Source organism: Nocardia implantans (assembly GCF_035544775.1).
Taxonomy (GTDB): domain Bacteria; phylum Actinomycetota; class Actinomycetes; order Mycobacteriales; family Mycobacteriaceae; genus Nocardia; species Nocardia implantans.
Genome location: NZ_JAYKYQ010000009.1, coordinates 255784 through 274155, shown reverse-complemented (window position 1 = coordinate 274155; position 18372 = coordinate 255784). Strand labels below are relative to the sequence as shown.

The following is an 18372-nucleotide window of genomic DNA, read 5'->3' as shown; positions in this document are numbered from 1 at the left end:
GGCCGAGCGGAATTCGGCTCCGCTCGGTCTCTCGGCCGCCGGCTGCTTGCGCTGGGCGAAGCCGCTCCCCGGTGCCGGGTTCGCCGCACGCGTGCTCTCGAGCCGGTGCCACCGATCGCCCTTGCCGGGTTCCGATTCCACTGCTACACCGGATCTATGTCGATGAATACAGATTTATTAGTTCGCAATCCACAAAATCTGCCACAGAACGCACCGGCGCGCCCGAGTGACTGGCATCCGGGGTCGCTGTGGTGGGATGCCCGAACCGTGCTGGTGACCCACGAGATCGAACCGGGCCGCTGGGAGCGGCTGCGGCGGCTGGTGGTACCGGTCGGGCTCGGACGACTGGCGTTCCGGCTCTCGTCGTGGTCGCCGGAGGCGGCGCGGATGATGCGCGACCGCCGGGTCATCGTCCAGGCCGGGGACTGGCGCGGCGAGCCCGCCATCGGATCCCGCGAGCATCAGGGCAGCGTGCAGCTCTACGGCCCCGGTCCGCTGGCCGACACCGTCGCCGAGGGCCTGCGGATCAAATACGGCCGGCGCTTGACCATGGCCCGGCTCGGGCATCAGCTGCGGCTCGGCTCGGCCCCGTACGCGGACCTCGTCGCCGTGGTGACCGTCCGCGAGAACAAGGGCCTGCTCGCCCTGCCCTGACCGCGCGGCCCTGTGCTCGGCGTCGGCCGCCCACGCGGGAAGGCGGGACCCCGCCGCGTCCTCGAACTATGCCGTGTCCATCGACGGCCCACTAAAACTCGTGCCGGAACAATGCCCTGACGGCGGGGGATTCGACTCGCCGTCGGCCTGCGCGTTTTCCATCTTCTCCGCTGGGTACAGCACCGTGGTCCCCGAGAGAAGGAGTGATGCAAAATGCGCAAGTTCATCGCGATCCCCTTGACGGCGCTCACCCTCACCCTCAGCGGAGTCGGTGTAGCCGAAGCGGTCCCCGCCCCGGCGCCCGTGACGCTGGCCCAGGACATGCATAACGAGGACAAAGACAGTGACAAGACCGGTCTGTGGGGCCTGCTAGGGCTGCTTGGCCTGGCGGGCTTGGCCGGCTTGGCTCGCCGCAAGGAAAACCGCGATGTTCCGTCCACCGGAGCACGCCCCCGCCAGCCCTGAACCGCTTTCGACTCGGGCCCTGTCATGGGCAGGGCCCTTTCTGTCGAATGTTCGGCCGCCAGCTGCGCACGCCGGACGATCCGGCCGGACCTCGGCCACCGTGCCGCCTTCTCGGTGTGTACAGCGGTCTTTCACCCGGACGAATCTCGGATCTGGTCGCTCCTGCGCGAGGCCTGGCGTTGCACGCGCACAACCGGCGGCCCGGCGTGGTCGGCCGAATGCCTTCACCGGCGCAGCGGCGGCCTTGCCATCGCGAGTTCCCCTCGCCGGGCCGCCCGCCACCAGCGCTGTCCGGAGTCGATGCCACGCCGGATCCTGCGCACGGCGGGTACCTGTGTGAGCAGGTGTAGCTGATATCGCCACGGCATTTGCAGCCCGTGCCGAACCGCCATCGCATAGGCGAAGCGCACGGCGTGGCGGTCGAGATACCGGTCGGCGTGTTCGAACCAGACCATGCTCGTACGGGCGGCGGCCTGGATCGGGCGCAGCGCGGCGCGCCGCTGCGCGTCGTAGTTCTCCAGCGCGTCGGCGACCTCGGCATGCTCGTACAGGTTCTGTGCGAGCACGACGGCGTCGAGGATCGCCAACCGGGTGCCCGAACCGATGGTGAAGTGCGTCGTGTGCGCCGCGTCGCCGAGCAGCACCACGTTGTCGTGATACCAGGTCTTGTTGGTCACCTCGGGAAAGCGGCTCCACCTTGCGAACTCGCCTCGTGTCTTGCTCATCAACGAGTGACCGTCGAGGGGGCGCCGGAAGATGTTCTCCAGAACACGCAGGGTCTCGAGGTTGTCCAGGGCATCGAAGCCGAGTCCGTGCCAAGTCTGCGGTTGACACTCGACGATGCAGGTGCTGATTTTCCCGGCAACCGACGGGTAGGCATGGAACCAGATCCACCCGGCCGAGGTGTGTTCGAAGGCGAAAGTGAATCGGCTGAACACCATGTCGGTACCGAGCCAGATATATCGATTGTCGCCGAAAGCGACGGAGGTACCGAAACGTTGACCACCCAGCTGCCGTATCCGGCTGTTCGCGCCGTCGGAGGCGACAACGAGATCGGCGTCTTCACAGCCGGACAGATCGTCGATCTCTCGCCCGTGCTGGACATCGACGCCCAGCTCGCACGCCCGTCGGGAAAGGACGTCGAGCAATGCCGCGCGCCCCATGCTGAATCCGTAGCCACCGAAATATGCGGTTTGGTCGTCGCGTATCCGGATCGCCTGTTCACGCCAGAGGACCGACCCGGCACGCACCGCCTGAGCGCTGTCGGGGTCGTTCCGATACAAAATGTCGAGCAGGTCGTCCCAATACACGACGCCCCAGCCGTAAGTGGACCCGGGGGGATCGCGATCCATCACCGTGATGTCATGGGCCGGGTCGCGCCGCTTCATCGAAATAGCGAAGTACAACCCGGCCGGCCCCCCACCGATACACACGATCTTCATCTCGTCACCGGCTTCAGCCCGGTCGGTCGATCCTGGCGTCACATGTACTCGATGTGGCCGAGCCCGGCACGCTGTGCGTGTCCGGGCTCGATCACCGGCGCTGGAACGCTAGAAGCTGCCCCAGCCTCCCCATCCGAAGGGGTTCCACCAGCCTCCGCCGTTACCCCAGCCGCCCCCACCCCAGCCGCCGCCGCGCCAGCCCCCTCCACCCCAGCCGCCGCCACCCCAGCCCCAGCCCCCGCGGCCCCAACCGCCGCCACCCCAGCCCCCGCCGCCCCAGCCGGGGTTGTCGACGAGTTGGGTTGCGGACGTGGGCGTCGTGGCCTGCGCGGTGGGCGCTTGCGCCGCGGCTGTGACGACCGGAATCGCGGCAACAGCGGCTATACCGGCGGCAGCCGCCAACCGGGCGAACTTCGTGTGTGAATTCTTTCTCTCGAACATGATGGGCTCCAGGTACAGTCCCGACCTGCTCGAATCCTACGCGCCTTCGCGGAACTCCATAAGCCACCGCGGGAACTAATTCAGAATTACACCGCATTTCCGACCGTTGCCCTCTCCGAGGACTCCGGAACGGGCCCAGTGGTCGAGGCGCGTCGCATAGGGATCATCACTGCGGCGTGGCTGCTGGCAATTGATCTGACATATGTACCTAAAGGCGACATTCCCAAGACCTACCTGTTGGACGCCGCGATGGAAGTAGGCTGGTTGACGGCGTGGTCGCGTCCGGCTCTGCGGGCGCGAGCCCAGGCTTGATTCCAACGTGTTCCGGGTTGCCGGCGCTGTCGGACAACCCGTCATTCACCCGGTTTCGGCTCTCGCTTCACGGGTACTTCGCGGGCGCCCGAACGACGAAGAAGGTGCAAGATGGCGGCGATTGCGCGTGAGATCCCACCTGTCGAGGCGATACGGCCTTACCCCGCGCGAGTCGGGCCGAAAGGCTCGTTCCTGTGGAAGATGGTCACCACCACCGATCCCAAAGTGCTCGGGATCCTCTATCTGACCTCGGCGACCGGATTCTTCCTCATCGGCGGTCTCATGGCACTGCTGATGCGCGGCGAACTCGCCAGGCCGGGCCTGCAATTCCTTTCGCCGGAGCAGTACAACCAGTTGTTCACCATGCACGGCACCATCATGTTGCTGTTCTACGCGACACCTGTGGTGTTCGGCTTCGCCAACGCGATCCTGCCGTTGCAGATAGGGGCGCCGGACGTCGCCTTTCCGAGGCTCAACGCCCTCAGCTACTGGCTGTATCTGTTCGGCGCGACGATCGCCACCGCCGGATTCCTCACCCCGGGCGGCGCCGCCGACTTCGGCTGGACCGCCTACACCCCGCTCAGTCTGGCCGAGCACTCGCCCGGCCCCGGCCCCGACCTATGGATCATGGGCTTGGCCGTCTCCGGTCTGGGCACCATCCTCGGCGCGGTGAACATGACCACCACGGTGATCTGCCTGCGCGCACCGGGGATGACGATGTTCCGGATGCCCATCTTCACCTGGAACATCCTGGTCACCAGCATCCTCGTGCTGCTGGCCTTCCCGATCCTCACCGCCGCGCTGATGGCCGTGGCCTATGACCGGCATCTGGGCGGGCACATCTACGACCCGGCGACCGGCGGCTCGATCCTGTGGCAGCACCTGTTCTGGTTCTTCGGCCATCCCGAGGTCTACATCATCGCGCTGCCGTTCTTCGGCATCGTCACCGAGGTGATCCCGGTGTTCAGCCGCAAGCCCATCTTCGGCTACACCGCCCTGGTCTACGCCACGCTCGCCATCGGAGCTCTTTCGGTCGCGGTATGGGCCCACCACATGTACGCCACCGGCGCGGTGCTGCTGCCGTTCTTCTCGTTGATGACGTTCTTGATCGCGGTGCCCACCGGTGTGAAGTTCTTCAACTGGATCGGCACGATGTGGCGAGGTCAATTGACCTTCGAGACGCCGATGCTGTTCTCCGTCGGATTCATCGTCACCTTCCTGCTCGGCGGACTGTCCGGCGTCATCCTCGCCAGCCCGCCACTGGACTGGCATGTCACCGACACCTATTTCGTCGTCGCCCATTTCCACTACGTGCTGTTCGGCACCATCGTGTTCGCCACCTTCGCCGGCATCTACTTCTGGTTCCCGAAGCTCATCGGACGCTTCCTGGACGAAAGACTCGGGAAAATCCACTTCTGGACAACCCTGATCGGCTTCCACGCCACCTTTTTGATCCAGCACTGGCTCGGCAACGAGGGCATGCCCCGCCGGTATGCCGACTACCTCCCGACCGACGGGTTCACACTGCTGAACACGATCTCCACCCTCGGATCGTTCCTGCTCGGCGTCTCCATGATCACGTTCGTCTGGAACGTCTTCAAAAGTGCCCGTTACGGCGAGGTGGTGACCGTCGACGATCCCTGGGGCCAAGGCAACTCCCTGGAATGGGCGACCACCTCACCGCCCCCGCGGCACAACTTCTACGAACTACCCCGCATCCGCTCCGAACGCCCGGCCTTCGAACTGCACTACCCGCACATGTCCGCGCGCATGCGCGCCGAAGCCCACGCGGGGCGCACGACACATGGAACACCCGTAGCGATCGCGAAAGCAGACCAGCAAGCCGACACCGAGCCGACACCCCCCTCCGGAGGATGATGCTCGGAATGCGTGCCCACGCGTCGCCGATGGAGGTAGCCGCGGGAAGCGCGCTCGTCTGAGCGCCGGAAGCGATCGAACCGGCGACGAGGATTCCGGCGCGCCCGCCACGTGTGAGCCGGGGACGGCTCTCGGTCAGCAGCGGCCGAAGACGACGGCTGCGTTGTGGCCGCCGAATCCGTAGGAGTTGTTCAGCGCGTACTCGATGTTCTGGGTGCGTGCGCTGCCGTGGACGATGTCGAGGTCGATCTCGGGATCCTGGTTGTCGAGGTTGAGGGTGGGCGGCACCACCCCGTCGCGCACGCTGAGCACGGTCAAAGCTGCTTCCACCGCGCCGACCGCGCCGACGGAGTGTCCCAGCGCGGATTTGGGTGCGTAGACCGAGGGATGGTCGCCCACCGCCGCGCGGATCCCTCTTGCTTCGGCCAGGTCGCCGAACGAGGTGGATGTCGCGTGGGCGTTGACGTGGTCGATGTCGGTGGGGCTCACGCCCGCGGTTTCGATCGCGCGGCGCATCGCCCGGATGTTGCCCGCACCGTCCGGGTGGGGGAGGACCATGTGGTAGCCGTCGGCGGTCAGGCCGGCGCCCATCAGCCGTGCCAGTGGTTTGGCGCCGCGGGCGCGGGCGTGGTCTTCGGATTCGAGTACGAACAGCGCGGCGGCTTCGCCGAAGACGAATCCGTCGCGGTCGCGGTCGAACGGGCGGGAGGCGCGTTCGGGTTCGTCGATGCGTGTGCTCAATGCCCGCATCATCGCGAATCCGGCCACGGCCAGCGGGTTGATGCGGCCTTCCACCCCGCCGGCGACGACCATGTCGGCTTCGCCGAGGATGATCGAGCGCCACGCGTGCACCAGCGCCTCGCATCCCGACGCGCACGCCGAGACGGGTGTGATCACGCTGGCACGCGCGCCGAGTTCCAACCCGACCACCGCGGCGGCGCCGTTGGGCATGGCCATGGGCACCGCGAAAGGAGACACCTTGCGGTAGCCGGCGTTCTGCATCTGATCATTGGACTCGATGATCGTGTCGGCGCCGCCGAGGCCGGTGCCGATGCAGACGCCGAGCCGGTCGGGATCGACCTCAGGACGGCCTGCGGTGTCCCAGATCCGGTTACCCATGACGTAGGCGACCTGCTGGACGTAGGACATGCGGCGCTTCTGGACTCGGCTGAGTTCGTCGGTCGGATCGAGCTTGAACTGGCCGCCGATGTCCACGGGGATTTGAAAGCGCTCGAACTCGGGGTCCTTGACCTTGGCGATCCCGGTCTCCCCGGCGAGCAGTCCTTTCCATGTCGCGTCGGTGTCGGCGCCGACCGCGGTCGACATCTCGACAGCGGTCACGACCACACCCCGGAACCCTCCGTTGCTGGTGGAGAAGTCCGTCAAATCGGACATCGAACTCCTTCTTTCGGCTTGTCGGCTCGGCTGCTCCAGCGAGGCTATGTGCGCGCCGGAAGCCTGGGGTAGTAGCCCGAGTGCCGATCACCGCTACGATCGGGCCATGGAATCGGATGGGGGCGCGCGCCGGGTGACCGTGGTCATCCCCGACGAAGTAGTCGTTCTGGATGCCGCGATCCCGATCGACGTGTTCGGCTCCGACCCCAATTACCGGCTCGAGGTGTGCGCGGTCTCGCCGACGGCGCCGACGTCGGTGCCGGGGTTGTCCTGTGTGGCGGTGGCCGGGCTGGAGGCTCTGCGGCACGCGGAAACGGTGGTGGTGCCCGGTTACGCCTCCTACGCGACACCGCCGCAGGAGCCGGTGCTGCGCGCGCTTCGCGATGCCCACGGCCGAGGCGCGCGGATGCTGTCGATCTGTACCGGCGCGTTCGCTCTGGCCGCCGCCGGGCTGCTGGCCCACCGGCCCGCGACGACGCATTGGCGGGCCGCCCCGCTGCTGCAGAGCCGGTATCCCGACATCGAGGTCCATGCCGATCGCCTGTTCGTCGACGACGGCGACGTGCTGACCTCCGCAGGCGTGACCAGCGGGATCGACCTCTGCCTGCACGTGGTGCGCAAGGACATCGGCGCGGCCGCCGCCAACGAACGTGCCCGTGACCTGGTGGCGCCACCGGTCCGTGAGGGCGGTCAAGCGCAGTACACCCGGCAGTTCCCCAAGCAGACCTCCGCGGGCGTGCTCTCCGAGACGCGCGCGTGGATCCTCGCGAACCTCGACCGGAGGCATTCGCTCGAGGACCTGGCCAGGCGGTCGAATCTCTCGCGCCGCAGCTTCATCCGCCGATTCCGGGAAGAGACCGGAACCTCGACGCACGTCTGGATCACCAGCGCGCGCCTGAACCAGGCGCGGGAGCTGCTGGAGACGACGGAACTGCCCATCGACCAGATCGGCTACCGCGTCGGACTGGGCAACCCGGCCAATACCCGGGCGGTGTTCAAGCGCTATCTGGGAGTCAGTCCGGGGCAGTACCGACGCACGTTCGCGATCCGCGACTGACGGGCGCCGCCGGTCTAGCCGGGCAGCCGCTGCGCCGGGTAGCCGTGCAGGCGCGGATCGGCGTCGCCGACGACGACAGGATGACCGACCAGTTCGAACATCGCGGTGTCGGAGTGGTGGTCGCCGAACGCCGCGCAAGACGACAGACCGATGGCCGCTTCCTCGGCGTACCGCAGCAAGGCCGCGGACTTGTCGGCGCCGACCATCGTCGCGACGACCTCGCCCGTGTACCTCCCCGCGGCCGTCGCCAAGGTCGTACACAGCACCGACGACGCGCCGACGACCTCGGCGATCGGGCGCAACGCCGGGGTGAACGAACCCGACACCAGGACGATCCGGGTTCCGGTGCCAGACAACTCGGCCAGCCGCCGTCGCACCGCGATGTTGAAGAACGCCGGGTCCGCGCAGCGGGAGGCGAACCATGCACGGCCGACCTGCCGCACGTCGGCGACGTCGCGGCCGGCCCAGTGCCGATAGAACCACCGATGGGATTCGCCGCGGCTCATTCCCGCCGCCCGAAGCGCCAGGAACTCCTCGAGCACGGCGTCGGCCTCGGCGCCGCGCCCGCGTCGCCGCGCGTCGAAGGAGAACAACGACAAGAAGGTGACATCACGCACCAACGTTTCGTCGACATCGACGAAAGCCGCCGGTACCGAGCAGCTTTCGGTTCCCATCGGACTCGCCCCCGCGGATTCCCGAGTCCCCTTGTTGGTCATGGCGCGGCCTCTGCCTGAACGGCTGAACCGGTGCGCTGTCCGTCCCCGGTTCTCCGCTCACCGTCGGGCAGGGCGCGCGGGACACCGAAGAGTTTCAGCAGCGGTGCCGTCATCGCGGTGGTGATCAACGCCATCATGACCAGCAGCGAATACAGCCGCTGGTCGATGACGCCGATCGTGAGCCCGATGTTGAGGATGACCAGTTCGGTCAAGCCCCGGGTGTTCATCAGCGCGGCGAGGGCAGCGGCCTCGGTCCGGCCGGTGCGGCTCAGGCGAGCCGCCAGGTAGGTGCCGCCGAGTTTGCCGGCGAGTGCGGCGAACATGATCGCGGCGAACTCGGTGATGCTGGCGCGGTCGAGTCCGCCCAGGTTCACTTGGAGGCCGGCGACGACGAAGAACGCGGGCAGGAAGATGCTGCTGAGCAGTTGCGCGCCGTTGTCGACGGCCGCGCGCAACCGTCGGGGGAAGACGACGCCGAACAGGAACGCGCCGAAGATCAGATGCAACCCGATCCATTCGGTGGCCGCTCCGAGCAGTAGAGCGCCGGAGACCCCGATGAAGACCATGTTCGCGGGGTTCTTCTCGGATCCCGCGCCCGCGAGGCGATCCAGGGCGGGACGTACCGCCCACCACATGACCACGACCAGCGGAACGAACAGCAGCAATCGCCAGTGGTGGCCGAGGCCGGGTCGGGCGACGCCGATGACCACCGCCAGGACGCACCAGGCGAGGACGTCGTCGAGTGCGGCGCACGTCATGGCGGACTGGCCCAGCCGGGTGCCGAGCAGTTTGCGGTCGTGCAGGATGCGCGCCAGCACCGGGAATGCCGTGACGGCGAGCGCGCAACCGATGAAGAGCGCGAAATTGAGGCGGTTGCCGCCGTCGTGGCGGGCCAGCGCCCAGACCGCGATGGCGGAGCCGAGCGCGAACGGTGTGAGGTAGGCCGACAGCGCGATCGCGGTGACCGATCGCCGCCGTCCGGCGACGGACCGGAGATCCATCTCGAGGCCGGCCGAGAACATGAAGATCATCACGCCCACGTTCGCGAACGCGGTGAGATACGAACGCGTGTCGTGCGGGAAGACGGTTTCCGACAGGTGCGCGCCCAGCACCGTGGGGCCCGCGAGTATGCCCGCCACGATCTCGCCGATCACCGGCGGTTGACCCAACCTCGCGGCCAGCCAGCCGAGCAGACGCGCGGCGGCCACGATCAGGACGAGATCCAGCAGCAGAAAGATCATTTGGTCGCTCGGCAACGCCTCGACTCCGTTCGACACCGAGGACATCGCGGAAGCGGATTCGACACTGGCACGGGGTATCTCCGTATCGCACCGATCGCAGCGCGGAACCCCCGAAACATGGACTGCCTGCCCCGCGACGATATCGCACCCGACCGGCCGGCGAGAGTGGACAGTGAGCTACGCCACCCTCGCCGTGACCGTGTGCGCGCCTGCTGGCGCAAAGGAGTGCATCTCTGTCGCGAATCGGACTGGCTGGTCGTTCTTTTCGGCGGGAATACTTCTCTTCATGGCTTGCGCCGGTCGGAGGGCGCAGCCGAGGGGAGTCGACGTTGTTCGAAGGTAAGACAGTACTCGTAACCGGTGCGGCGACCATCATCGGCGCCGAAGTAGCCCGGGTCTTCGCCGAATATTCCGCGAATGTCGTGCTGGGAGATATCGATACGGACGGGGGACAAAAGGCGGCCGCGGCGATCGGCGACCGCGCCTTCTTCTTCCCCCTCGACCTGCGCAGCGACCCGTCGGTCAGGTCGTTCGTCGCCGCCGCGATCGACCGGCACGGACGCATCGACACGCTGGTCAACATCGCGTGCGTCTACGGTGACGACGGGCCGGGTCCGGACGCGCGGGCCGAATGGCTGGAGGTGCTGAACACCAATGTCGCGGGCACGGCGATGTTGTGCGCGCAGGCGCGCGGCGCATTGCGGGACACGTCGGGGTCCATCGTCACCTTCACCTCGCCCAGCGGACGCATCGCGCAGGCAGGCCGGATTCGATACCCGGTCAGCAAAGCCGCGTTGCTGCAGCTGACCCGCAGTCTCGCCTTGGAATACGCGGCCGACGGGATCCGGGTGAACAGCGTCTCACCGGGCTGGACCTGGTCTCGCGTGATGAACGAGCTCACCGAGGGCGACCGGGCCCGGACCGACGCGGTGGCGTCGCGGTTCCACATGCTGGGCCGGGCGGGCGACGCGCGCGAGATCGGCGAAGTGGCCGCCTTCCTCGCTTCGGACAAGGCGAGCTTCGTGACCGGCGCCGAGTGGACCGTGGACGGCGGCTACTCCGCCCTCGGCCCCGAGCAGACCACTTCGGCGATCGAGCTTCTGTTGCGCGAGCGGCCGCCATCGCACGCACCCTCTCTGACCTAGGAATCGGACCATGACTGCAGCAACAATTTCGGCGACCTCCCTGCTGAGCGCGGTGCGTTCGCTGACCCCCGACCTGGCGGCGCGTCGCAGCGAGATCGATGCCGAGCGCAAGCTCCCGATGGACATCGTCGAGCGGCTTCGCGACATCGGCGTCTACCGCATGTGTTTCAGCGCGGAGATCGGCGGCCCCGGCTTGACTTCGCTCGAGCAATTGGAAGTCGTCGAGGCGCTGTCCTACGGGGACACCGCGACCGGCTGGTGCGCCATGATCGGCGCCGCCACCGGAATCTACGCCGGATATCTCGACGAGCAGGCCGTCGCCGAGCTGATGCCGACGCAGGATCTGATCACCGCGGGACTGATCTTCCCGGCCGGCCGCGCCGAACGGGTCGCGGGCGGATACCGGTTGACCGGACGGTGGAAGTTCGGCAGCGCGATCACGCACGCCGATCTGGTCATCGGCGGTGCGTTCGTGACCTCGGGTGGCCGCATGGAGGAGACCGCGGAAGGCGGGCCGCTCGTCCGGCTGTTCTTCATGCGCCGCGACCAGGTCGCCGTGTTCGACACCTGGGACACCACGGGCCTGCGCGGCAGCGGCAGCAACGATTACGCGGTCGAGAACCTGTTCGTTCCCGACCGCCATTCCTTCGCGTTCAGCGAACGCAAGAGCTGTCGCGGGAGGCTGTCCGAGCCGGAGGCCCTGGCCCGGATCATGCCGGGTGTGCCACTGGGAACCGCCCGTGCGGCACTGGATTACGTGCGCGGCCTCGCGGACGGGAAGATCGTGACCGCGACCGGACAGAAGTGGGCCGACAACTACCGGGCCCAGTACCTGCTCGGCGAGTGCGAGATGGAGTACATCGTCGCGCGCGGCGCCGTCGTCAACACCGTGGCGCAACTGTGGGACGCGCTGGAGGGCAAGCGGTTCGCCGACCTGCCCACCGATCTGCGGATCGCGACCGCGCTGGCCAGAACGAACGCCTTCCGTGCCGCGCAACGGATCGTCACTCGGTTGTGCGAACTCGTCGGCACCGATTCGATCTACCGGCCGAATCCGCTCGACATCTGGTTGCGGGACACGAACACCATGGCCCGGCACATCATCGCGCACGACCAGGTGATCCAGTCCACCGGCGCCTTCGTCCTCGGCGGCAGGCCGGAATTCCCCTTCGTCGTCGGCCTGGGTTGATCGCGATGGAAATCGACACTCGTAAACGGCTGCCGTCGCTGACCGGGCTGCGGTTCTTCGCGGCGTTCTCGGTCTTCGTCTTCCATGTGATGCTGCCCAACTCGCCGATTCCGCCCTACAAGCCGGTGAATCTCTTCGCCGACCCGGATATCGCCTACGATGCGGCGTGGGTGGTCGGCAAAGCCGGATTCCTCGGGGTCTCGTTCTTCTTCATCCTGAGCGGCTTCGTGCTGACCTGGTCGTGGAAGCCGGGATCGAGCAGACTGCAGTTCATCCGGCGACGCGTGGTGAAGATATTCCCCAACCACCTGACGCTGTGGCTGGCGTCGATGGTGCTGTTCGCGGCGGCGATCACGCCGTGGAAGGCATGGCTGCCGAATTTCTTCCTGCTGCACGCCTGGTTCCCGCAGAACTATATCAATGCGGGGGTCAACACGCCGTCGTGGACATTGTCTTGTGAGCTGCTCTTCTATGTTCTGTTTCCGTTCCTGATTCCGCTGGTGCTGCGCATCGACGGAAAGTATCTGTGGTACGGAGCCGCGGCGATGGTGGCCGGCATGGGCGTGATCGTGCTGCTGACCGTATTCGTCATCCCCGGTTCCGAGAAATCGGAACTCACGCCGATACCCGTGCTGCAGCTATGGTTCGGATATCTCTTCCCGCCGACGCGTCTCTTCGAATTCTTTCTCGGGGTGTTCATGGCGCGAATAGTGGCGGAGGGCCGGTGGATACGGATCCCGTTGTGGGCGGCCGTGGCCGCGGTCGGCGTGGGGTACGCGGTGGCGACGTACACGCCGTTCTACATCGGCTTCATCCTGGCAACCGCTGTTCCGCTCGCGCTGCTGATCGCGTCGGCGGCGCAGTCGGACCTCGACGGCACCTCGAAATTCCTGTCCAGCCGGCTCGCCGTGCGACTCGGCGAGATCTCGTTCGCCTTCTATATCTGTCAAGGCGTGACGCTGTTCTATGTCCGCCGGCTGATGAACGCCGCCACGTTCAGTGCTCCGGTCGCGGTGTTGTTGATCATCGCCCTGTTCTGCCTGAATATTTTCGCCGCGTGGTTGTTGTTCACTTTCGTGGAATCTCCGGCGATGCGCCGCTTTGCCCGGCCGAAACGGCCTGCGGTCGCCGCAGAAAGGATGGCCGGCCAGCCGCTCCGGAGCACATGATCGACGGATATCGAAATGCCTGTTCGGAGGTCCGTGGCGTTGCCGCGGGCCTCCGAATTCATTTGTATCCCCATGCCTGGCAATGTGGTTGCCCTGCCGTCCTGGCGGCGGTATCCTGATGGTGTTATAAACCACAGTTTAGATTGTGAATACGGGGGGTGTTTCATCGAATGGGCCACGTGATTCGGATTCGGCTGTGAGCATCGGGGCTCGCCGATCCCGGATATTGATCCGGCGTCTGAATCACTTTCCCACTACGACGTTCTGATCGCAGGCAACTACCGACGGCTCGATTCGCGCTGATGGCGGAATTGTCGCCGTGTGGTCCGTTGCGTGCGCTCGTTGGTGTGTCCGGAAGGTAGTAATGAGCACGACTGTCGACAACGGCTCCGAGCGCGTCCAGGAGCTCGGGCGACCACGACTACACAGACCCGGCGACGACGTCGGATCCGTTGCCACGCAGATACTTCGCATCGTCTTCGCCCGCCGGCGCAGTGCCGAATCGAAGTCCCTGTGCGACCTGGCCCCGTGTGCGGACTGTTTCGCACCGCACCTGGCCAAGGTGATCCGATACCTCGAGGCCCGCGTGCCGGTCCACTTCATCATCCCCGCGTTCCCGGCGAAGTCACGCAACCGCCGCAAGACGCTGGGACGCTTGCCCGATATGGCGGAAACGCTGGCGATCGAGTCCCTGCAAGGGTTCTGCGATCAGATCTCGGCCGTCTACCGGCCCGGCGCCATCGTCACGATCTGTTCCGACGGTCACGTCTTCAGTGATGCGTTGGGAATCCCGGACGCTCACGTCGACGACTACGGCGACGAGCTGCGCCGGATCATCCGGTCGACCGGCGGGGGTTCCATCGGCCTGTACGGCCTGCGCGACGCGATGCCCGAGATGACCTGGGACGAACGCAGGCAGCGGTTGCTGAAGGAGTACTCCGACGGCATCGACGTGCTGCGCGAGGCGGTCAGGACCGATCCCGCGGCCCGGCGGATGTTCAACGGGATCCATCGCTTCATGGTCGAGGACAACTCGGCGCTGCTGCCCGAGCTGTCCGCGACGCAGCGGCGGAACCGGTCGAAGGAGACGGCTTACGAAGTGGTGCAACGCAGTCAAGCGTGGAGCAGTCTGATGGCGGAGATCTTCCCGGACGCGGTGCGGCTGTCGATCCATCCGCAGGCGAACCACTCGGAGAAGATCGGATTCCATCTGCTGCGCACCCAGGACAGCTGGCTGACGCCGTGGCACGGCGTGGTGCTCGACGACGGAACGAATTACACGCTGGTCAAGCGAATGCATGCCGAGGAACTGGGGGCGCGCGTGGTGTGGCGCAACAGCCGCCCCAGCCATTTCGTCCTCGGAACCACGCCAGTGACCGAAACACAGCGAGGGTGAGGAGACCCATGACGAAAAGCGTGAACAAGGTCCTGCTGGACAGTGAGCCGCTGCGGCCCTTCGGCCGGCTGGTGGCGTCCGATACGGAGGGGCGCACCCTCGCTGACGTGCCGATCGAGGAGCTGCTCGCACTCACGCTCCAGGCGAAAGTGGTCGTACTGCGCGGATTCGGGCTGCTCGGCAAGACGGAATTGGAAACCTATTGCCGCGCGGCGGGAGAGATCCTGCAGTGGAACTTCGGTTCCATCCTCGATCTGGTGGTCCGGGACACTGCCGAGAACTACCTGTTCGACAAAGGCGACGTCCCGTTCCACTGGGACGGTGCGTTCGCCGAGCGTGTGCCGCGGTTCTTCCTGTTCCAATGCGTACGAGGAGAGGGCGCCGGCGGCGAGACCGTGTTCTGCGACAGCGTCCAGGCCTATCGGGACGCGCCGGAAGACCTGAGGCAGCTGTGGGCGCGAACCACGATCACCTACCGCACCGACAAGCTGGCCCACTACGGCGGACTGGCCGAATGGCCGCTGCTCGGCACCCATCCGGCGACCGGCGAGACGACGATCAGATATGCCGAACCACTCGACCCCGCCCGCTACGCCAATCCGCTGTTCTTGACCGTGGACGGCATCTCGGCCGAGGACGGCGTCCGGGTCATGGAGGACTTGCGCGAGCGGCTGCACGACCCTCGCTACTGCTACGCCCACGAGTGGCGGACCGGCGACATCGTGGTGGCCGAGAACCACGCTCTGCTGCACGGCAGGAATGCGTTCACCGGCTCGGTCTCCCGGCATCTGCAGCGCATCCAGATCATCTGAGCAATCGGCCATCAGAGAGGAATGTCAATGGCTAACCCAATCTCCAGACCGGCGGACGAGTACGACGTGGTGATCATGGGCGGTGGTCCCGCCGGGTCCACGCTCGCCGCGATGCTCTGCCGCGATACCGATCTGCGTGTGGCGATCTTCGATCGCGAGGTGTTCCCGCGGGAGCACATCGGCGAATCGGGTGCCCACCCCCTGGTGCCCGTTCTGCAAGCCAGCGGCGCGCTGGAGAAGGTGCTCGCGAGCGAGTGCTGGATCCAGAAATTCGGCGGAATCTACCAGTGGGACACCGACCGGCCGTTCGTCGGCTTCTTCGAGCACGCCGACTACCTGGTCGACGGCGTCCACCGATGGTCGGTGCACGTCAATCGCGCCGAATTCGACACGGTGCTGCTCGAGCACGCCGAAGCCTGCGGCGCCCACGTCTTCCAGGGCGTGCGGGTCATGCGGTTCCTCCCCGGCGACGGCAAGGCCACGGTGGTGCTGGAAGACGGAACCGAAATCGCGGCAGGCTATTTCGTCGACGCGTCCGGCCGGGCGAATCAAGTGGCCGCCCGTGGTTCCCAGCGCGACAAGCAATGGCTGTCGGAATACCGCAACGTGGCCGTCTGGTCGCACTACCGCAACTGCGTGCCAGCACAGCGGGCGGAGGGCGACTGGAACGTCTTCCGCGCCGACGATCTGTCCCCGATCTACGCGGTGGCCTTCGAGCACGGATGGGTGTGGTACATCCCGACGCCTCGGTTGGTCGACGGCGTCCGGGAAACCGTGTGGTCCATCGGCATCGTCACCAACCCGGAGTCGATCGCCCGCGTGGATCTGCGTGATCCGGACATCTTCCTGAAGACGATCAAATCGATCCCGGTGCTACAGGATCTGGTGGCGAACGCGGAGCCGATTCGTGCCGAGATGCTGACGGCCACCAACTATTCCCGGGTGAGCGAATGCTTCGGCTCGTACCAGGACCGGTGGATGGCGGTCGGTGACGCGTCGTACTTCGTCGATCCGCTGTTCTCCTCCGGGATGTCCTTCGCCGTCACGCAAGCCTGGGCGGCCGCGCTGGTCCTGCGCAAGACGTTCGACAAGGACCTGGACGAGCGATCGAAGGAAGACCTCTGGCGCGACTACGACGTCGAGTGGCGCGGCATGGCGCAGACCTGGGCACTGAGCATCGACCAGTGGTATCACGAGATCTCGCGCTCGCATCCGGACAGCCCCTACTGGAGCGCGGAAGGCAGGCGGGTGGAGGTCGACAACGCCACCGAGGGAACGTTCCAGGCGCTGCTGAACACCGCGCTGGTGCCCGACCTGCTGAACATCATGACCAAGGGCTCCCGCGACCCGCGTGACCTCGCCACCGAGGGGCCCTACCTGCGGGCCTTCACCGCCGCCGACGCGGTCGAGCTCGCGGCCGACGACATCGTGACGTTGTCGGCGGACGCGCGCATCCGCGCAGGTGTGGCAGCGGACATCCCGGGCTTCAAGGGGATGTCGCCGCCGTTCGAGATCCCGCAGGAGGCGCGCGACGGGCTGGCCAGGTACTGGCGCGACCCCATCGCGAACAGCGACGCGGCGCCGTCGCCGCTCGCCGACACCGTCGCCTGCCACCGGATCTACTCCGCGGCCGACCCGGACGTCGAGGTGCGATGCCTGGAGCGGGACGGGGGTGAACAGCTGTGGGAAACGCTGAACCGTGGTCCCGCCAGGTGGTCGGAGCTGGCGCCCCGATTGACGGTGCTGCAGGGACGAGCCTTGAAGCGTTTGATTCGCGCCGGATTGGTGGTGGCCGGCCCGGAAGCGGACCAGCGGGTCGGCTAGGTCCGACGCATGAGGTCAGTGGCTGTTCTGGCCGTCGACGACGTGATTCCGTTCGATCTCGCGGTTCCGCTGGAAATCTTCGGCCGGACCCGGCAGGAGGACGGAACCGCGGCGTACGAGGTCCAAGTCTGCGGCGTGAACTCCGACGTCCCGTCGAAGTTCTTCGAAATCTCCTGTCTCGGCGACATCGAGTATCTCGAGGAGAAGGCCGAGACCATCGTCGTGCCGGGAGCGATGAGCTACCGGTCGCGGCCGTCGGATCGGCTGTGCAAGGCGTTGGTGCGGGCCCACGCACGTGGGGCGAGGGTGGCGTCGATCTGCTTGGGGGCGTTCACCCTGGCCGCCGTCGGATTGCTCGACGGACGGCGGGCGACCACGCATTGGATGGCCGCCACCGAACTGTCGCGGAGCTATCCGCGGGTCCGCGTGGATCCCACGGTGCTGTATGTGGACAACGGGGGCATCCTCACCTCGGCCGGTGCCGCGGCCGGGCTCGATCTGTGCCTCCATATGGTGCGCAAGGACTACGGGACCGCCGTGGCGGCGGCTACCGCTCGGCTATCGGTCATGCCACTGACCCGCGATGGGGGTCAGGCGCAGTTCATCGCGGAGCGTCCACGGTCGGAGGCGGACAGCAAGTCCATCAATCCGACTTTGGAGTGGGCGGAAACGATGCTCGGTGAGAAGATCACCGTGCTGGATCTCGCGGACCGCGCCGGAGTCAGCAAACGCACGCTGATCCGGCGCTTCCACGAGCAGGTCCGGATGACACCGAACGAGTGGCTCCAGACCGCCCGGGTGCGCAAAGCCCAAGTGCTGCTCGAAACGACCATCCTCACAATGGAATGCATCACCGACCGAACAGGATTCGCCTCGGTGGCAGCATTCCGGAAAGTCTTCCGCAAGACCGTGGGGGTGACGCCTCAGGCGTACCGGCGAGCCTTCCGCTGACCGGTCGCGCCGCCTGGTATCCGGTTCTCGCCGGGGATTCGCGCAAAACCGAATCCGCGGCGAGAACACCTGGGCATCACGAGAAAGCTCTTCCGACGTTGGTCGGAATGGGCCTGATACACACTTCGCGGGAATATCAAGATCAGCCCGACAACGATGCCCGTCTCGGCGCTGCACCGCATCTGATGGTGAACGCCAAGGTTTGAACGCACTTGGCAGGCTCGTGACTGAGAGCGACCTCGCCGAGGTGGCTGAACCGATCTCGTGGTGGAAGAAGGAGTGGCG

The 18372-nt window shown here is 66.4% G+C and carries 16 protein-coding genes; 11 read left to right on the top strand and 5 right to left on the bottom strand.

Going from position 1 to position 18372, the window contains the following annotated elements; all coding sequences use genetic code 11:
• Positions 1 to 267: 267 nt before the first annotated feature.
• Positions 268 to 654 (top strand): hypothetical protein, encoded by a 387-nt coding sequence (locus U3653_RS22360; RefSeq protein WP_195081542.1) that lies wholly within the window; start codon positions 268 to 270, stop codon positions 652 to 654.
• A 213-nt stretch (positions 655 to 867) separates the two neighbouring features.
• Positions 868 to 1119: a WGxxGxxG family protein gene (locus U3653_RS22355; RefSeq protein WP_195081543.1), complete on the top strand. Its 252-nt coding sequence runs from the start codon at positions 868 to 870 to the stop codon at positions 1117 to 1119.
• Positions 1120 to 1343: 224 nt separating this feature from the next.
• On the opposite strand, the gene U3653_RS22350 is transcribed toward U3653_RS22355, so the two are convergent.
• Positions 1344 to 2507 carry an FAD-dependent monooxygenase gene (locus U3653_RS22350; protein ID WP_323124299.1) on the bottom strand — a complete coding sequence of 388 codons (1164 nt, stop codon included), beginning with the start codon at positions 2505 to 2507 and terminating at the stop codon, positions 1344 to 1346.
• A gap of 162 nt (positions 2508 to 2669) precedes the next feature.
• Complete coding sequence (locus U3653_RS22345; protein WP_195081545.1) at positions 2670 to 3002, bottom strand: hypothetical protein; 333 nt, start codon at positions 3000 to 3002, stop codon at positions 2670 to 2672.
• Between the two features lie 423 nt (positions 3003 to 3425).
• On the opposite strand from U3653_RS22345, the gene ctaD reads away from it, so the two are divergent.
• Complete coding sequence (gene ctaD / locus U3653_RS22340; protein ID WP_323124300.1) at positions 3426 to 5192, top strand: aa3-type cytochrome oxidase subunit I; 1767 nt, start codon at positions 3426 to 3428, stop codon at positions 5190 to 5192.
• 135 nt (positions 5193 to 5327) lie between these two features.
• Here the strand turns inward: ctaD and U3653_RS22335 are convergent, their stop codons facing one another.
• The gene (locus U3653_RS22335) at positions 5328 to 6587 is read right to left on the bottom strand and encodes a KasA/KasB family beta-ketoacyl-ACP synthase (RefSeq protein ID WP_195081546.1); all 1260 of its coding nucleotides are present in this window, start codon (positions 6585 to 6587) and stop codon (positions 5328 to 5330) included.
• A gap of 106 nt (positions 6588 to 6693) precedes the next feature.
• Between U3653_RS22335 and U3653_RS22330 the strand changes: the two genes are divergently transcribed.
• Complete coding sequence (locus U3653_RS22330; protein WP_195081547.1) at positions 6694 to 7644, top strand: GlxA family transcriptional regulator; 951 nt, start codon at positions 6694 to 6696, stop codon at positions 7642 to 7644.
• Positions 7645 to 7658: 14 nt separating this feature from the next.
• Here U3653_RS22330 and U3653_RS22325 read toward each other — a convergent pair whose 3' ends face one another.
• Together U3653_RS22325 and U3653_RS22320 are read right to left on the bottom strand one after the other, a co-directional pair.
• Positions 7659 to 8318 carry an HAD family hydrolase gene (locus tag U3653_RS22325; RefSeq protein ID WP_195081548.1) on the bottom strand — a complete coding sequence of 220 codons (660 nt, stop codon included), beginning with the start codon at positions 8316 to 8318 and terminating at the stop codon, positions 7659 to 7661.
• A 38-nt stretch (positions 8319 to 8356) separates the two neighbouring features.
• Positions 8357 to 9646, bottom strand: a complete 1290-nt coding sequence (locus tag U3653_RS22320) for a cation:proton antiporter (protein ID WP_323124301.1) — start codon at positions 9644 to 9646, stop codon at positions 8357 to 8359.
• Between the two features lie 284 nt (positions 9647 to 9930).
• On the opposite strand from U3653_RS22320, the gene U3653_RS22315 reads away from it, so the two are divergent.
• The 7 genes from U3653_RS22315 to U3653_RS22285 all read left to right on the top strand — a co-directional run bounded on the left by U3653_RS22315 (position 9931) and on the right by U3653_RS22285 (position 18087).
• Entirely contained in the window at positions 9931 to 10746 is an 816-nt protein-coding gene (locus U3653_RS22315; RefSeq protein ID WP_195081549.1) for an SDR family oxidoreductase, read from the top strand.
• A gap of 10 nt (positions 10747 to 10756) precedes the next feature.
• Positions 10757 to 11935 (top strand): acyl-CoA dehydrogenase family protein, encoded by a 1179-nt coding sequence (locus U3653_RS22310; protein ID WP_195081550.1) that lies wholly within the window; start codon positions 10757 to 10759, stop codon positions 11933 to 11935.
• A gap of 5 nt (positions 11936 to 11940) precedes the next feature.
• Positions 11941 to 13104, top strand: a complete 1164-nt coding sequence (locus tag U3653_RS22305) for an acyltransferase family protein (RefSeq protein ID WP_195081551.1) — start codon at positions 11941 to 11943, stop codon at positions 13102 to 13104.
• A gap of 364 nt (positions 13105 to 13468) precedes the next feature.
• On the top strand, positions 13469 to 14500 hold the full coding sequence (locus U3653_RS22300) for an L-tyrosine/L-tryptophan isonitrile synthase family protein (RefSeq protein ID WP_195081552.1): 1032 nt from the start codon (positions 13469 to 13471) through the stop codon (positions 14498 to 14500).
• A gap of 8 nt (positions 14501 to 14508) precedes the next feature.
• Positions 14509 to 15312: a TauD/TfdA dioxygenase family protein gene (locus U3653_RS22295; RefSeq protein WP_195081553.1), complete on the top strand. Its 804-nt coding sequence runs from the start codon at positions 14509 to 14511 to the stop codon at positions 15310 to 15312.
• A 27-nt stretch (positions 15313 to 15339) separates the two neighbouring features.
• A complete protein-coding gene (locus U3653_RS22290; protein WP_195081554.1) occupies positions 15340 to 17136 on the top strand; it encodes an NAD(P)/FAD-dependent oxidoreductase in 1797 nt (598 codons plus the stop codon).
• 9 nt (positions 17137 to 17145) lie between these two features.
• A complete protein-coding gene (locus U3653_RS22285) occupies positions 17146 to 18087 on the top strand; it encodes a GlxA family transcriptional regulator (RefSeq protein ID WP_195081555.1) in 942 nt (313 codons plus the stop codon).
• Positions 18088 to 18372 lie beyond the last annotated feature (285 nt).

Bases quoted from the DNA above. Each gene is read 5' to 3' on its own strand.
- U3653_RS22355 (WP_195081543.1), top strand. From the start codon at position 868: ATGCGCAAGTTCATCGCGATCCCCTTGACGGCGCTCACCCTCACCCTC.
- U3653_RS22350 (WP_323124299.1), bottom strand. From the start codon at position 2,507: ATGAAGCGGCGCGACCCGGCCCATGACATCACGGTGATGGATCGCGAT.
- U3653_RS22345 (WP_195081545.1), bottom strand. From the start codon at position 3,002: ATGTTCGAGAGAAAGAATTCACACACGAAGTTCGCCCGGTTGGCGGCT.
- ctaD (WP_323124300.1), top strand. From the start codon at position 3,426: ATGGCGGCGATTGCGCGTGAGATCCCACCTGTCGAGGCGATACGGCCT.
- U3653_RS22335 (WP_195081546.1), bottom strand. From the start codon at position 6,587: ATGTCCGATTTGACGGACTTCTCCACCAGCAACGGAGGGTTCCGGGGT.
- U3653_RS22330 (WP_195081547.1), top strand. From the start codon at position 6,694: ATGGAATCGGATGGGGGCGCGCGCCGGGTGACCGTGGTCATCCCCGAC.
- U3653_RS22325 (WP_195081548.1), bottom strand. From the start codon at position 8,318: ATGGGAACCGAAAGCTGCTCGGTACCGGCGGCTTTCGTCGATGTCGAC.
- U3653_RS22320 (WP_323124301.1), bottom strand. From the start codon at position 9,646: ATGTCCTCGGTGTCGAACGGAGTCGAGGCGTTGCCGAGCGACCAAATG.
- U3653_RS22310 (WP_195081550.1), top strand. From the start codon at position 10,757: ATGACTGCAGCAACAATTTCGGCGACCTCCCTGCTGAGCGCGGTGCGT.
- U3653_RS22305 (WP_195081551.1), top strand. From the start codon at position 11,941: ATGGAAATCGACACTCGTAAACGGCTGCCGTCGCTGACCGGGCTGCGG.
- U3653_RS22300 (WP_195081552.1), top strand. From the start codon at position 13,469: ATGAGCACGACTGTCGACAACGGCTCCGAGCGCGTCCAGGAGCTCGGG.
- U3653_RS22295 (WP_195081553.1), top strand. From the start codon at position 14,509: ATGACGAAAAGCGTGAACAAGGTCCTGCTGGACAGTGAGCCGCTGCGG.
- U3653_RS22290 (WP_195081554.1), top strand. From the start codon at position 15,340: ATGGCTAACCCAATCTCCAGACCGGCGGACGAGTACGACGTGGTGATC.
- U3653_RS22285 (WP_195081555.1), top strand. From the start codon at position 17,146: ATGAGGTCAGTGGCTGTTCTGGCCGTCGACGACGTGATTCCGTTCGAT.